General features: G+C 50.3%; 9 protein-coding genes. All 9 read left to right on the top strand.

Annotation, left to right across the window (positions count from 1 at the left end; translation table 11 throughout):
- Positions 1-26 precede the first annotated feature (26 nt).
- The 9 genes from rfbB (at position 27) to V8J63_RS09420 (ending at position 14,068) form a co-directional block, all read left to right on the top strand.
- Positions 27-1,103 carry a dTDP-glucose 4,6-dehydratase gene (rfbB, locus tag V8J63_RS09460; protein ID WP_336463935.1) on the top strand — a complete coding sequence of 359 codons (1,077 nt, stop codon included), beginning with the start codon at positions 27-29 and terminating at the stop codon, positions 1,101-1,103.
- A complete protein-coding gene (gene rfbD, locus V8J63_RS09455) occupies positions 1,100-1,993 on the top strand; it encodes a dTDP-4-dehydrorhamnose reductase (protein ID WP_336463934.1) in 894 nt (297 codons plus the stop codon). The genes rfbB and rfbD overlap by 4 nt, the downstream gene beginning before the upstream one ends.
- Positions 1,990-2,886, top strand: a complete 897-nt coding sequence (rfbA, locus tag V8J63_RS09450; protein WP_336463933.1) for a glucose-1-phosphate thymidylyltransferase RfbA — start codon at positions 1,990-1,992, stop codon at positions 2,884-2,886. Before rfbD ends, rfbA begins: the two co-directional genes overlap by 4 nt.
- A gap of 437 nt (positions 2,887-3,323) precedes the next feature.
- Positions 3,324-4,766 carry a mannose-1-phosphate guanylyltransferase/mannose-6-phosphate isomerase gene (locus tag V8J63_RS09445; RefSeq protein WP_130888483.1) on the top strand — a complete coding sequence of 481 codons (1,443 nt, stop codon included), beginning with the start codon at positions 3,324-3,326 and terminating at the stop codon, positions 4,764-4,766.
- Positions 4,767-4,892: 126 nt separating this feature from the next.
- The gene (locus V8J63_RS09440; RefSeq protein WP_130888512.1) at positions 4,893-6,263 is read left to right on the top strand and encodes a phosphomannomutase; all 1,371 of its coding nucleotides are present in this window, start codon (positions 4,893-4,895) and stop codon (positions 6,261-6,263) included.
- Complete coding sequence (locus tag V8J63_RS09435; protein WP_177434927.1) at positions 6,260-7,054, top strand: ABC transporter permease; 795 nt, start codon at positions 6,260-6,262, stop codon at positions 7,052-7,054. Before V8J63_RS09440 ends, V8J63_RS09435 begins: the two co-directional genes overlap by 4 nt.
- A complete protein-coding gene (locus tag V8J63_RS09430) occupies positions 7,054-8,310 on the top strand; it encodes a Wzt carbohydrate-binding domain-containing protein (protein ID WP_130888484.1) in 1,257 nt (418 codons plus the stop codon). The genes V8J63_RS09435 and V8J63_RS09430 overlap by 1 nt, the downstream gene beginning before the upstream one ends.
- Before the next feature lie 130 nt (positions 8,311-8,440).
- Positions 8,441-10,039: a hypothetical protein gene (locus V8J63_RS09425; RefSeq protein WP_130888485.1), complete on the top strand. Its 1,599-nt coding sequence runs from the start codon at positions 8,441-8,443 to the stop codon at positions 10,037-10,039.
- Between the two features lie 9 nt (positions 10,040-10,048).
- Positions 10,049-14,068: a glycosyltransferase gene (locus V8J63_RS09420; protein ID WP_336463932.1), complete on the top strand. Its 4,020-nt coding sequence runs from the start codon at positions 10,049-10,051 to the stop codon at positions 14,066-14,068.
- The last annotated feature ends 91 nt before the right edge of the window (positions 14,069-14,159 follow it).

Raw genomic sequence — 14,159 nt, 5'->3', positions numbered from 1 at the left:
TCAGCAGCTCAAGGGCATGGTACCGCGTGAAAATTCTAGTAACCGGCGGCGCCGGGTTTATCGGCTCAGCAGTTATCCGTCACATCATTGCCAACACCGGCGATTCTGTCGTTAACGTCGATAAGCTGACCTACGCCGGCAATCTGGAGTCTTTGGCTGCTGTCAGTCAAAGCTCGCGTTATGCCTTTGAGCGCGTGGACATTTGTGATCGCGAACAAATGGATCGAGTTTTCCTCGAGCACCAGCCTGACGCCGTCATGCATTTGGCGGCAGAGTCGCACGTTGACCGCTCCATATCGGGTCCGTCGGAATTCATCCAGACCAACATCATTGGCACCTACACGCTTCTGGAATCAGCGCGTCATTACTGGAGCGGCCTGGAGCAAGGTCGTAAAGCCGTTTTTCGCTTTCATCATATCTCTACTGATGAAGTGTATGGCGACCTGGAAGGGCCTGAAGATCTGTTTACCGAAACCACGCCATACCAGCCAAGTTCGCCTTACTCTGCCAGCAAGGCCAGCTCCGATCACTTGGTTCGCGCGTGGTCTCGCACCTATGGTCTGCCGACCCTGGTTACCAATTGTTCGAATAACTATGGTCCGTACCACTTTCCGGAAAAGCTGATTCCGCTAATCATACTCAACGCTCTAGAAGGCAAGGCGCTACCGGTTTACGGCAAGGGCGACCAGGTACGTGACTGGCTGTATGTCGAGGATCACGCTCGTGCACTCTACAAAGTCGTCACCGATGGCGTCATCGGCGAGACTTACAACATTGGTGGCCACAACGAGAAACAAAATATCGAAGTAGTGCATGCCCTCTGCGCGCTGCTTGATGAGTTGCGCCCGGCTTCGCCTCACCGCCCCCATGCGAGGCTGATCACTTACGTGCAGGACCGCCCCGGTCATGATCAGCGCTACGCGATTGATGCAAGCAAGATACAGAAAGAGCTCGGTTGGTCGCCGGAAGAAACGTTTGATAGCGGTATCCGCAAGACTGTGGAGTGGTACCTGAACAACACTGAATGGGTCGCGCATGTGAAGAGCGGCAGCTATCAGCAGTGGATTGATCAGAACTACGCAGATCGTGCGGGCAAGGCATGAAAATCCTTCTTCTGGGAAAAAACGGCCAGGTCGGTTGGGAGTTGCAGCGCTCTCTCGCGCCGCTCGGTGAGTTGGTGGCACTGGATCGTCAATTAGCCGATGGCCTGTGCGGTGACCTGAGCAATATTGATGGGTTACGAGCAACTCTCCGCGCAATCAGGCCAGATGTCGTTGTCAATGCGGCCGCTTACACCGCAGTTGACAAGGCTGAAGCCGAGACTGAGTTGGCAGATCTTGTGAACGCCTGTGCTGTTGGAGTATTGGCACAAGAGGTGAAAGCGCTCGGCGGGTGGCTGGTTCATTACTCGACAGACTATGTCTTCGATGGGCATGGATCTGCACCATGGCGGGAGAGCGCTGCCGTGTCTCCGGTAAATCACTACGGTGCCAGCAAGCTTGCGGGAGAGCGATTGATCATCGAATCCGGCTGCAAGCATCTTATCTTTCGCACCAGTTGGGTGTATGGCGCTCGTGGCAATAATTTCGCCAAAACGATGTTGCGCCTGGCAAAGGAGCGCGAAAGTCTGAGCATTATCGCTGATCAGATTGGCGCGCCAACCGGCGCAGACCTGATTGCGGACGTCAGTGCTTTAACCCTTCAACAGGCTTTGCTGCGTCCCCAATTGTCAGGTCTTTATCACTTGGCGGCCGCTGGTGAGGTTTCTTGGCATGGGTATGCCACTCTTGTGATTGACTTCGCTAAAGCGCAAGGGGAAGAGCTCCGTGTGAAGGACATTAATGCGATCGAGACTTCCGCCTATCCAACGCCTGCACGCCGCCCGCTGAACTCTCGGTTGAACACCGGGAAACTGCGGGACAGTTTTTCTTTGCACTTGCCCGATTGGCGCAGTGGTGTAACCCGAATGCTTATGGAAGTTCTAGATAAATGACCACAACAACGCGCAAAGGCATCATTCTCGCTGGTGGTTCGGGTACTCGTCTGCACCCACTGACCCTTGGCGTGTCCAAGCAAATGCTGCCGATCTACGACAAGCCGATGATCTTCTATCCCTTGTCCGTGCTGATGTTGGCGGGGATGCGCGAAATTCTGATTATTTCCACGACTGAAGATTTGCCGTGCTTTCAAAAGCTGTTGGGCGACGGTAGCCCATATGGCATCAAGCTGTGTTACGCCGAACAGCCAAGCCCGGACGGGCTGGCTCAGGCTTTCATTATCGGTGAGGAGTTCATTGGTGATGATCCCTGCTGTCTGATCTTGGGAGACAACATCTTCTACGGTCAGCACTTCTCGGACAATTTGCGTTCCGCCTGCCTGCGAGAGGAGGGTGCCACTATCTTCGGGTATCACGTCTCTGATCCCGAGCGCTTTGGTGTGGTTGAGTTTGACGCTAATGGATCAGCATTGAGTATCGAGGAAAAGCCGATAGTGCCCAAGTCCAGCTACGCTGTGACAGGCCTCTATTTCTACGATAATCAGGTTGTCGATATTGCCAAGAGGATCAAGCCGTCCGCGCGCGGCGAGCTGGAAATAACCGACGTCAATCTCGCTTATCTTCAACAGAAGTCGCTGAAGGTTGAAATGCTCGGTCGAGGCTTCGCATGGCTTGATACCGGTACGCATGATTCGCTGCTAGAGGCCAGTCACTTCGTGCATACCATCGAAAAACGCCAGGGCTTGAAGGTCGCCTGCCTTGAGGAAATTGCTTACAGTAATGGCTGGATTGACATGGCGCAGTTGCGTGCTCAAGCCGAGCGCCTAAAGAAAACCGGCTATGGACAGTACTTGGAGAAGCTTCTGGATTCCGCAGTGCGCGAGGGCTGACATTGTTGGCGCAGTAGTCATTTTTCGTAGAGATTGTGATGTGGTTACGCCGAGCCGGGTTGATGTTGGTTTGATATCGATCTTGTTTGGATGCTTTCAATTTTAAGGACGTTTTTTGTGCCTTCCGCCGGGAGGAAGTTATTAATGTCCAGGCACAAGCTGTAGAATGTTCAGCAATCATACCGGTTCTTGCACTCACGGTCGTGGGCGGGCGGCTTCGCCTCATTGGGTACGCCTCATAAAAGAAGCTCCACCCCAATCGTTGATCGGCAAGGATCCGGGTGTTGCGTATGGATTTGGATTTAGGCCGAGCGGCTGTTTTTTCTGGCGGCTTGGCGCAAAGTATTTGCGTCAGTCAGGACGCACAAATGACCGGAAAATATAACTGAACCCGTTTCTGGAAGTATCCACTGGAGAGGGGACTAAGGATTGAGAGCATGGAACTGATTCCCGTAATTATGTCTGGCGGAGTGGGCAGCCGGTTGTGGCCTGTTTCTCGAGAAACCCATCCAAAGCCGTTCATGGCGCTGCCAGATGGCCAGAATCTAATCCAGAAAACGTTCCTTCGTGCTTCGCGTCTGGAAGGTGTGGTGGAAGTTCTGACGGTGACCAACCGCGAACTCCTGTTCAAGACTGAAGATGAGTACAGCGCAGTCAATTCTGCCAAGCATGCTCAGGCTTTCATTCTTGAACCCTTTGGTCGCAATACAGCGGCGGCCGTTGCCGCAGCGGCGCTTCAACTCGAATCCACGCACGGCCCCGATGCCCAGATGCTGGTGTTGGCTGCTGACCACCTGATCAAAGACGAAAAGGCTTTCGCTGCGGCCGTCTCCAGCGCCATGGCGCTGGCTGCCGACGGTTGGTTGGTAACGTTTGGTATTCAGCCAACCTATCCTGAGACTGGTTTCGGTTACATTGAAGCGCAGAAGGATGCCCCTCTTAAAGGTGGCTTGAAAGTCGCGCGTTTTGTCGAAAAGCCTAACCTTGCAACCGCTCAAAATTACATCGGCGCGGGGAACTACTACTGGAATTCCGGGATGTTCTGCTTCCGTGTGGGCTCCGTCCTGGAAGAGCTTCGTCAGCATGCTCCGGATGTAGTCGAGGCAGTTAGCAAAACGATCGATAGCTCGCGTCTGACCTCGTCCGCCAAATATCGTTGCCTGGCCCTTGATGCCGAAGCATTCGCAGCGGTGCCGGACATCTCTATCGATTACGCGTTAATGGAGCGCTCTTCCAAAGTTGCGACTGTTCCCTGTGACATCGGTTGGAGTGATATCGGTTCGTGGAATGCTGTCAGCGAATTGACCGAGCCCGACGAGAACGGTAACCGCTTTGAGGGCGAGGTACTGTCCCATGATTCGCGCAATAACTATGTCAACAGTGAAGACAGGTTGACTGCGCTTGTCGGGGTTGAGGACTTGCTGGTCATTGATACTCCCGACGCGGTGATGATTGCTCACAAGGATCACGCTCAAGACGTGAAGCATATTGTCAATCAGCTAAAGGCCTGCAGTCATACGGTGCATTTGCTTCACCGTACGGTGCATCGTCCGTGGGGTACTTACACCACGCTGGAAAACGGCGAGCGTTTCAAGATCAAGCGCATTGTTGTGAAGCCTAAAGCTTCTTTGTCGCTGCAAATGCATCACCACAGAAGCGAGCACTGGATCGTTGTGAGCGGTATGGCAATCGTGGTCAACGATCAGCAGGAGCTGATGCTGAACACCAATGAGTCCACGTTCATTCGCGCCGGCCACCAGCATCGCCTGATGAACCCGGGAGTCATCGATCTGGTGCTGATCGAAGTGCAGAGTGGTGATTATCTGGGTGAAGACGACATCGTGCGTTTTGAAGATAACTATGGTCGTGTCGACAAATAACGACACTGAACCCGATGCGAGCCCTGCGCCTTGCAGGGTTCAAGCGCCAGTGACATAAAGCCTGGCGGTCCATTCTTGCCGTTGCCGCCTCAGGGCGGCATCGGACATTTCAGCTATGTGAGTAGAATGTATCCTCCTATCGTGACGCAGTGTTTCAAAGCCTATGACATTCGTGGTCAGGTTCCCGCTCAACTCAACGAAGATATCGCTTACCGTATAGGTCGAGCACTCGTGACTGAGTTGCAGGGAAAGGCTTTTGTAGTCGGCCAGGACATGAGGCTCGAAAGTCCTCCTTTGGCGGCAGCGCTGAAGCGTGGCATTACTGAGGCGGGTGCCGACGTAATCGACATCGGGCTATGCGGAACCGAGGAAGTCTATTTCGCTACTAGTCACTATAAAGTCGATGGCGGAGTGATGATTACCGCCAGTCATAACCCCAAAGGCTACAACGGGATGAAGCTTGTCAAGGCCGAGTCTCGTCCTATCAGTGGTGACACCGGTCTTGATGCCATCCGGCAACGCGTCGAACAGGGTGACCTGGGTGACATGGCGGCGGAAAAGGGGACAGTCCGTCAGGCGTTCGATAAAAGTGCTTACATCGACCATTTGCTTACTTATGTCGACATCAGCGCACTGAAACCTTTGAAAATCCTCGCAGACCCAGGTAATGGCGCCGCCGGCCCTGTATTGCGGGCGCTGGCCGCGCGACTACCTTTGAAGTTGCTGTTTATCAATGAAGAGCCTGATGGCACCTTCCCGAACGGCGTCCCTAATCCATTATTACCGGAGAATCGCGAACTGACGCGTGATGCACTGTTAGCAAACCAGTGCGATATCGGACTGGCCTGGGATGGTGACTTCGACCGCTGCTTTTTCTTCGATGCGAATGGGCGTTTCATCGAGGGCTATTACTTGGTTGGCCTTCTGGCCGAGATGCTGCTCATTAAGCACCCTGGCAGCAAGATCATCCACGATCCGCGACTGACCTGGAACACCATCGAGCGAGTTGAGCAGGCGGGTGGTATCGCCGTGCAGAGTAAAACCGGCCACGCATTTATCAAGGAGCGTATGCGCGAAGAGGATGCAGTGTATGGCGGCGAAATGAGCGCTCACCACTACTTCCGTGATTTTGCGTACTGCGACAGTGGCATGATTCCGTGGTTGCTGGTAGCCGCTTTGATGTCGGCTAATGAAAAGAGCCTGTCTCAGTTAGTTGACGAACGAATTTCCGATTTTCCATGCAGCGGTGAAATCAACTATCGCGTTGATGATGTGCCGACAATTATTGAAAAAATACGCAAAGCCTATCTTCCTCTGGAACCAGCGATCGATATGACTGATGGTTTGAGCATGGACTTTGGCGCTTGGCGTTTCAATCTTAGAGAGTCCAATACGGAATCTCTGTTGCGACTGAACGTCGAATCGCGCGCCAGTGAAACCACGCTTTCATCGCAGCTTGCACTGCTTGAGGGGTTGATTTTAGGAGAGAACCAATGAGCTCTATGCTTAAAGCGCTCTGGAGCTATCGCGGGTTTATCTCAGGAAGTGTCAAACGAGAGTTTCAGTCCAAATACAGAAATTCTTTGCTGGGTGCGTTGTGGACGATACTCAATCCGCTGGCGATGATTATCGTATATACCGTCATTTTCGCTGAGGTGATGAGAGCTAAGTTGCCGGGTGTCGAAGGCACTTTTGGTTACAGTATCTACCTGTGCGCTGGGATACTTACTTGGGGGCTATTCGCCGAACTGGTCGGGAGAAGTCAGACTGTTTTTCTCGATAACGCCAATTTGTTGAAGAAAATCAGTTTTCCGCGGTTGTGTCTTCCAGTCGTGGTTGTTGCGAATGCCGGCATAAATTTCATCATCACATTTGGTCTTTTTACTGCTTTTCTGATCATTAGCGGTAATTTTCCTGGTTTGGCATTTCTTGCCTTGGTTCCGTTGCTGTTGATTTTGGTCCTATTTTCAATAGGACTCGGCATTACATTGGGGGTGCTCAATGTATTTTTCCGCGATGTCGGACAGTTCTTTGGGATCTTCATTACATTTTGGTTTTGGCTGACTCCCATCATCTATCCGATTACCGCGCTCTCCAAAGAGTTGCGAGTGTTTATTGACCTTAACCCGATGACCAGCCTCATGGCCGCCTTTCAAGGGGTTCTTGTTACCGGTCAATGGCCGCAATGGGGAACTTTGTGGCAGATCACCACCTTGGCGGTGTTTTTGTGTTTTGTGGGTATGCGTTTTTTCCGCAAGCATGCAGGCGAAATAGTGGACGAACTTTGATGGGTAGTATTTCGGTTGTTGGACTGGGCAAAGCATACAAACAATATCGCACGCGTTGGGGGCGATTGGCTGAGTGGCTCATTCCCAAACTCAAGCCCCAACATACCCTCAAGTGGGTATTACAAGACATCAGCTTTAGGGTGAATGCCGGTGAGGCCGTAGGGATAATCGGGGTCAATGGTGCAGGCAAAAGCACGTTGCTGAAAATGATTACGGGCACTACCCAACCTACGACCGGGAGTGTGGGCATCAATGGGCGAGTCGCCGCTCTGCTCGAGTTGGGTATGGGGTTTCACCCTGATTTTACGGGCAGACAGAATGCCTACATGGCCGGTCAGTTGCTTGGGCTTTCTCTGGAGGAGGTCTCTCTGCATATGTCGGAAATCGAGGCGTTCGCCGACATAGGTGATTACATTGATCAACCGGTGCGTGTGTACTCCAGCGGTATGCAGGTGAGGCTGGCATTTGCAGTGGCAACTGCGGTGCGTCCAGAGATTCTCATCGTCGATGAAGCCCTGTCGGTTGGGGATGTTGCTTTTCAGCGAAAGTGCTATCGACGCATTGAACAGTTTCGTGAAAAGGGCACAACTCTGCTTTTTGTAACTCATGATACTGAAACAGTAAAAAAAATTTGCGATAAAGCGCTCTTCCTTCAGAATGGAAGTGTCGCCGCCTTTGGTACTGCGAAAGAAGTATGCGATACCTACGAACAAGTTTTGTTCGGCGGTGGGAAGAAACCGGCTTTGCCAGTACTAAAGAGTGTCGAGGCAGTGGTTGACCCCAGCTTGCTGAGCAGTTGTGAGCTTTCTTACGGCGATGGTCGCGCGGTTGTTGAGTCGATATGGATGGAAAGCTCGGAGGGGCATCCAGCCAACGTTTTCGGCAGCAACGATAGCTTGATACTGAAGTATCGCGTTCGTTTTACCGAAGAGGTGACACAGATCGCATTTGCCTTCATGGTCAAGACGCGTGATGGCATTGCACTGTTTGGAATGGACACTGCGGATATGCCTGAAGTGAAAGGCAGAACCTTCAGTGCCGGCGAAACGCTCCTGTTAAAATTTGAATTTGGTAATTCATTCGCCCCCGGAACCTATTACGTGAACTGCGGTGTACGGGACGATACCGGTGATGTTGCTTTGTTCTTACATCGCCGTATTGATGTTGTCCTTTTTCGCGTCCGAGCAGATGAGGGTACGTTTGCGAAAACTGGCTTTATAAATGTCCCAGCAAAATTCGAACTTGCAGCGGAGTAAGAGGGTGAGCATTCTAAAGGATTCTAAAGCCTGTCCTGTATTCGTTCACTCTTTGTTTCGGGCGGGAAGTACCTACATATTCAGTGTTTTTAGAAGCTCCAGCGCAGGCTACTGGTGTTATCAGGAACCCATGAGCGAGTTTGTGTTATCTGCGCGGAACGAGCGTGAAAGCATGCTTGCTGCAGACGACAATATGGCAAAGGTGCTGCGTCATCCGGATATGAAGGGGGCGTATTATTCCGAGCTATATAGCGTGTCCGACGAGTGTATAACTCTGCTGGATGAATCCTGTATCTATGATGGTTATTTTGCCACGACTCCAGAGCAGGCGGGCGTGTCATATTTGTCGGGTCTGATATCTTCGGCCAAGGGCAGGCCACTGATTCAAGAGTGTCGTACTAGCTCTCGTATCGGTGTGATAAAGAGTGAGTTGGGCGGGGCTCACATCTATCTATGGCGCAATCCCTGGGACCAATGGTGGTCTTATAAAGTGGATCACTACTTTGATGATGCAAATCAGATTTGCATCAATGGCGCCGATCATCCAAACGTCATCAGTCGCTTGATCGACGAAGTCGGCTTCAACGGTTTGAAAGAGGGGAATATTTTTCAGAAGTTTTCCTGGTTCTACGAGCACCGCTTGTCTCCGGAAAACAGCTACCTTGTTTTTTATGTACTGTGGTTTTTGGGTTTGAAAGAAGGCTTGGAGCACTCTGATTTGCAGATCAATATTGATCGACTCAGCGACAGTCTAGAGTACCGAAATGACATTACCCATGCTCTAAGGGAAATGGGCGTCGACGGACTCGATTTTTCTGAATGCTCAGTACCTCAAGCCGCATACGGTGCGAAAGACAGAGCTTTCTTTCAAGGCATTGAACAGCGTGCCCATGGTCTTTTACTACTTTCCGGGACATCACAGACACTGATTGATGAGGTTGTAGCACTTCGTAAAGTAAGCGAGCCGCTTGTTTGGCATCGAGATTATAGCGCCGAGGCAAGCGCTAATCTGGTTAGGGATGCTGAAAGAGCTCGCGAATTGGCTCTCGGTTTTGAGAAAAGAGTAGTGACTGCGCGCATTGAGCATGAGCGGCAGTTACTTGTTGAGCACGAAAGGTATAATTCTATAGAAGCACGTTTGTTGGCCGAGACGGCTCAAGTACAGATGCTTGATGCCAAGTGTTTGGAACTCATGGATATCTTGGGCGCGGCTGACGCTAAAGCATCCGAAGCGAACATGGTCCGTCAGGAGGTCGAGGACAAACTTGCGTCCAAGGAGGCTGTGTTTCAGAGTGCGCAGCTGGAATCTAAAGCGTTGGCGGCCGAGCTTGAAAGACAGATTCAAGAACTAATGAAAAGTACTTCATGGCGGCTGACCCGACCGCTGCGCGTTTTGAACAAACTGATAAAGGACCCAGGTATTAATTTGAAGGCTTCTCCATTATTGAAGATCAAGCACCAGCTAAAGTCTTTCATTTCTCGTTTAATGCGAAAGGCAGTCGCAAATCCGAGAATTAAGAGTTGGGCTGTCGGTTTTCTTTCGCGTCGCCCGGTATTGAAGGCCCGACTTAAGCGTATTGCGTGGGGAATGCAACAGAGTCATGTTGGCGCCGTGAGTCCTTTGAACCCCACGGTAGGTGCGTCAACATCGTATGTACAGCTTTCCAGATTTAAGAAAAAAGGGAACGGTGAAGATTTGAAATCACCCCTTGAATCTTTTTTCTACTGAGTATTTATTTTGAAAAAAATATTGGCGTTTAGCTTTTTTCCTGCATTTACACCCGTCTCGAACGGTGGTGAATCTAGAATTTTTAATTTTTACAGATCGCTGAGTCGCACGCATCAAGTTACCTTGTTGAGCTCAACTCACCAAGGCAGCGATGAAGAGCGGGTTTTTCATGGCGCCAACTTCATCGAGCGTAGAATTCCCAAGGATATGGCGTTTGATGAAGTCTGGGCCGCACTGTCCAAAGTTTCCGGGAAGGGGGATCTGTCAGGTCCTGCCCTTGCTGTTTGTGCCAAGTACCCAGGCGCCTTTCACGACGCTTATCTTGAAGAGTATGAGTCGGCGGATATAGTTATCCATGACTTCCCATTTACTATTGACTACGATGTGTTCGCCGGTTTTGATAGTAAACTTCGTATTTATAATTCTCAGAATTGCGAAAGTGTTCTCTATCGTTCCTTGCATAGCGATGCAGGATCGGACGAAATTCCGAACTTGGTAGAAGGTCTGGAAAAGAAGATACTTGAACTTTCGGATCTGGTTTTTTACTGCGGTGACGCTGACCTCGTCGCTTTCCATGATCTGGCGCCAACTGCAAAATTCGAGAGTGTTTTTGTTCCTAACGGTATGACACCTGTTCGAACAACGTCTTCGAAAGACAATTCGAGATCAGTTTTCTCTACTGTTTTCATGGGCAGCGGCCATTTACCTAACCAGATCGCTGCGCTGACACTGGCCAATAAAATTGCGCCTCTGGTGCCAGAGGTCAAGTTCAATATTTTGGGTACATGCCTTCCTGAAGGTAAGTATCCCGCTAACGTCATCCGCCATGGTCGGGTGAGCGATGTGCTGAAAGAAGAGTTGCTGGGGGCTAGCCATTTGGCATTGAACCCTATGTCCACTGGCAGTGGATCCAATATTAAGGTGTTGGAGTATCTGGCTAGGGGGCTGCCGGTTCTTTCAACTGAGTTTGGTGTCAGAGGACTTTCTGGTCAGGAGGATGAGCATTTTATCATCTCCTCACTGGAGATGTTTGATCAGGCCATTAGAGATGCTGCGCATTCTCCAGAGCGTCTCTCGTGTATAGGTCAGGCCGGGTTGTCATTTGTTAATGCCAACTTTACATGGGATGCTATTGCTGAAAATGCCAGTAAAAAAATAGTAGACGCTTACCATCGTAATAAAAAAAGTGGCGCGAAGAAGATTGTGACGGTATTAAACGATTACAATTCTTTTGCAGGAATTGGCGGTGGTGCCACTCGGACGCGTGGATTATACGCAGCAGTTTCCGAGACAAGTACGGTTGTATTTTTATGTTTTTCCAGCGATTGTTTCTTGCAGGTAGATTGTCACGATGATAATACATTAGTCATTGCTGTTCCAAAAACTGCGCAGCATCTCGAAGAACAGCGATACGTGAATGCACAATCGCATATATCGTGCGACGACATTGTCGCCGGCCGACATTGCGCACATAATCCTCTTCTGATCAAAATCTACCAGGCCCTGAGGCGGGAAGCTGACAGTGTAGTGATTGAACATCCATTCATGGTGGAGTTGCCAGTCGCATATGCTGACAGATTTGTTTATTCCTCCCAGAATAATGAATTGACGCTGAAAACCCGTCTGTTGGAACACCACCCACTCAGAGACTCTTTAATTAGTGATGTGGCTGAGTTTGAGCGCAAAGCTGTCGAGCTTTCGGCGCTTACGATTGCTGTTTCTGACGACGATGCCGATAGTCTTCTGAGAAAACGACGTACAGCAGGTCCCGCAATAGTTGTACGCAATGGGTCTGCGCCTGCGGCATTGGTAGATGCAACGAGAGCAAGTAAAATTCAGGCTGGTATTTCTGCGCGATCCGCAGTTTTTCTTGGCTCGGCGCATATGCCCAATGTTGACTCCGCTAACTATATTGTTGAACACATTGCTCCAAACTGCCCGGACGTCGAGTTTCATCTGATCGGCTCTGTGTGTAGTTCGATTAGTGTCAAGATGACTCGAAATGTTCATCTATGGGGTGTTTTGGATGATTCGGACAAGTCCGCAGTTATGCAGGCATGTTCTATTGCCATCAACCCCATGATGTCCGGTAGCGGTTCGAATGTGAAGTTGGCCGACTATCTCGCCAACGGATTATTTGTGGTGACGACGATTTTTGGACAGCGAGGTTATCCTGACGTTATTCTAGATCATATAGATGTCGTGACGCTGGAGGATTTTCCAAAGGCGATAATGACAGCGCTTTCCGATTTGGAACTGCTTACACCCGAAGTAAGGCTTTTACGTCAGTCCATATTTAATCATTGCCTGTCCATGCAGGCGCTGGCGGCGGATTTTGTTCACGCGTTAAAAGGTCTTTCAGCGCCTAAGAAGCGTGTGCTCTTTGTGACTTATCGTTATACCTCTCCTGCCATGGGCGGCGCTGAGTTAATGGTTGAGCAACTATTAAGAGCTCTTGGCAGAAGTAATATTTATCAAATTGATGTGGTCGCTCCTGAAGTCAGCTCGATGCACAGCAAATTTCGATTTGCGGAACACTATCATTTCAATGCGAATGACAGTGCGTTCATCAATATGCACAACGTCAGATTTGCCCGCTTTCCTATTGAGCAATCAATGTCGCAATCCGCGGCGCAGGTTCTGGAGCGTGCATGGCAACTGCAACCGACATTTGAGCGTATCGTCTCAGACTCTGTTAAAGCCGGATATGACCGTAGTGGCTTGACGTGGGGTTGGGCATTGCCGGAAGGCCAGGCTCTAAAAGCATCTCGCTGGGCGTATTCGACGTGTGGGTTGTATGTTGCAGAGGAGACAGACGTTCGCATTGAAGGCTACGTCCACCAAAAGGCCTATATCACGGTAATGGACGCTGAAGGAGTGATAATCCTGAGTTCAGAAGTTCAGGGGCACTTTGTGTTGGCGTTTTCCTCTCCTGCTGGGGCGTTGGAAATTACTACATCAATTGGATCCCCTCACCATGAAGATCCTCGTCCTCTGTCATTTATAATGACAGCGTTGTATTTCAATACCGTGCAACTTGATATCTCCAACCCGTCGCTGGTTAATTTGGCTACTGTCGATGCCGAGACGGCTTTTGAGGTTTTGGCGGAAGCTGCCAAGGGGACTCGTGATCCTTTGAGTGTCAAGCTAAGTGATATACGTGGCCCTTTCTCCGAAGCCCTTGAGCATTATGTTGAGTCTCAAGTAAGTAATTATGATCTGGTGATTACTCATAATCACGTGTTTCGCCCGGCTATTGTCGCGGTTGAAAGTGCCAAACGGCATAAGGTGCCGGTAATTATCATACCTCACGCGCATTTAGATGATGATTTTTACCACTTTCCAGATATTAATGACGCGGCGCGTGACGCCGATCTGGTATTGGCTTCTCCTCTCGCTGCTTGTGAGTTTTATCGTCGCCGAGGCGCCAATGTCAGTTATCTGCCAGCCGGGATTGATACCAGTGAAATATTCCATCAAGACGATGTAGATGCTTTTCGAGCCGTGTTTCCGGTAGATCGCCCTTTTGTTTTAGTATTGGGCAGAAAATCAGGTGCGAAGGGCTATAACGACACAATTGCAGCCATTGAGAGGTTGAATGGCAAAGGTAAAAACTTACATGTAGTACTGATTGGACCTGACGATGACGGTCTGCCTGTACTATCCGCCCATGCGAGTTACTTGGGCAAGCAGCCCAGGAATGTAGTTCGTGGAGCGCTCATGTCATGTTTTTCATTGATCAATATGAGTAGTAGCGAGAGCTTCGGAATAGTGCTGCTGGAAGCTTGGTTAGCCGGTAAGCCGGTAATTGCGAACAGTGCTTGTGCAGCTTTTCATGATATGGCGGTTGATGGTGTCAATGCTGTATTGACGGACCGCGAAGGATTGGAAGAGGCAATCACTCGACTGATTGGAAATCCAGCATTGTGCTCGACATTGGCGGAGAACGGCCGACGCATTACTCATGAGTATGACTGGTCGGTTATCGGTGATCGCTTTATCACCACTTGCAACGAGGTTCTGATATAACGGTCGAGGTAATTATTGGTTTTCGTGGGGAACGGCCTGTGACGTCGAATATAAGTCGTTCTTCGCATTGTTAAGGAAATTGATTCTATAA

This window comes from Pseudomonas sp. CCNWLW23 (assembly GCF_037095675.1).
Lineage (GTDB): Bacteria > Pseudomonadota > Gammaproteobacteria > Pseudomonadales > Pseudomonadaceae > Aquipseudomonas > Aquipseudomonas atacamensis.
This window is presented reverse-complemented; position numbering and strand designations above follow the sequence as displayed.

Bases quoted from the DNA above. Each gene is read 5' to 3' on its own strand.
- V8J63_RS09445 (WP_130888483.1), top strand. From the start codon at position 3,324: ATGGAACTGATTCCCGTAATTATGTCTGGCGGAGTGGGCAGCCGGTTG.
- V8J63_RS09425 (WP_130888485.1), top strand. From the start codon at position 8,441: ATGAGCGAGTTTGTGTTATCTGCGCGGAACGAGCGTGAAAGCATGCTT.
- V8J63_RS09440 (WP_130888512.1), top strand. From the start codon at position 4,893: ATGTATCCTCCTATCGTGACGCAGTGTTTCAAAGCCTATGACATTCGT.
- V8J63_RS09430 (WP_130888484.1), top strand. From the start codon at position 7,054: ATGGGTAGTATTTCGGTTGTTGGACTGGGCAAAGCATACAAACAATAT.
- rfbD (WP_336463934.1), top strand. From the start codon at position 1,100: ATGAAAATCCTTCTTCTGGGAAAAAACGGCCAGGTCGGTTGGGAGTTG.
- rfbA (WP_336463933.1), top strand. From the start codon at position 1,990: ATGACCACAACAACGCGCAAAGGCATCATTCTCGCTGGTGGTTCGGGT.
- V8J63_RS09435 (WP_177434927.1), top strand. From the start codon at position 6,260: ATGAGCTCTATGCTTAAAGCGCTCTGGAGCTATCGCGGGTTTATCTCA.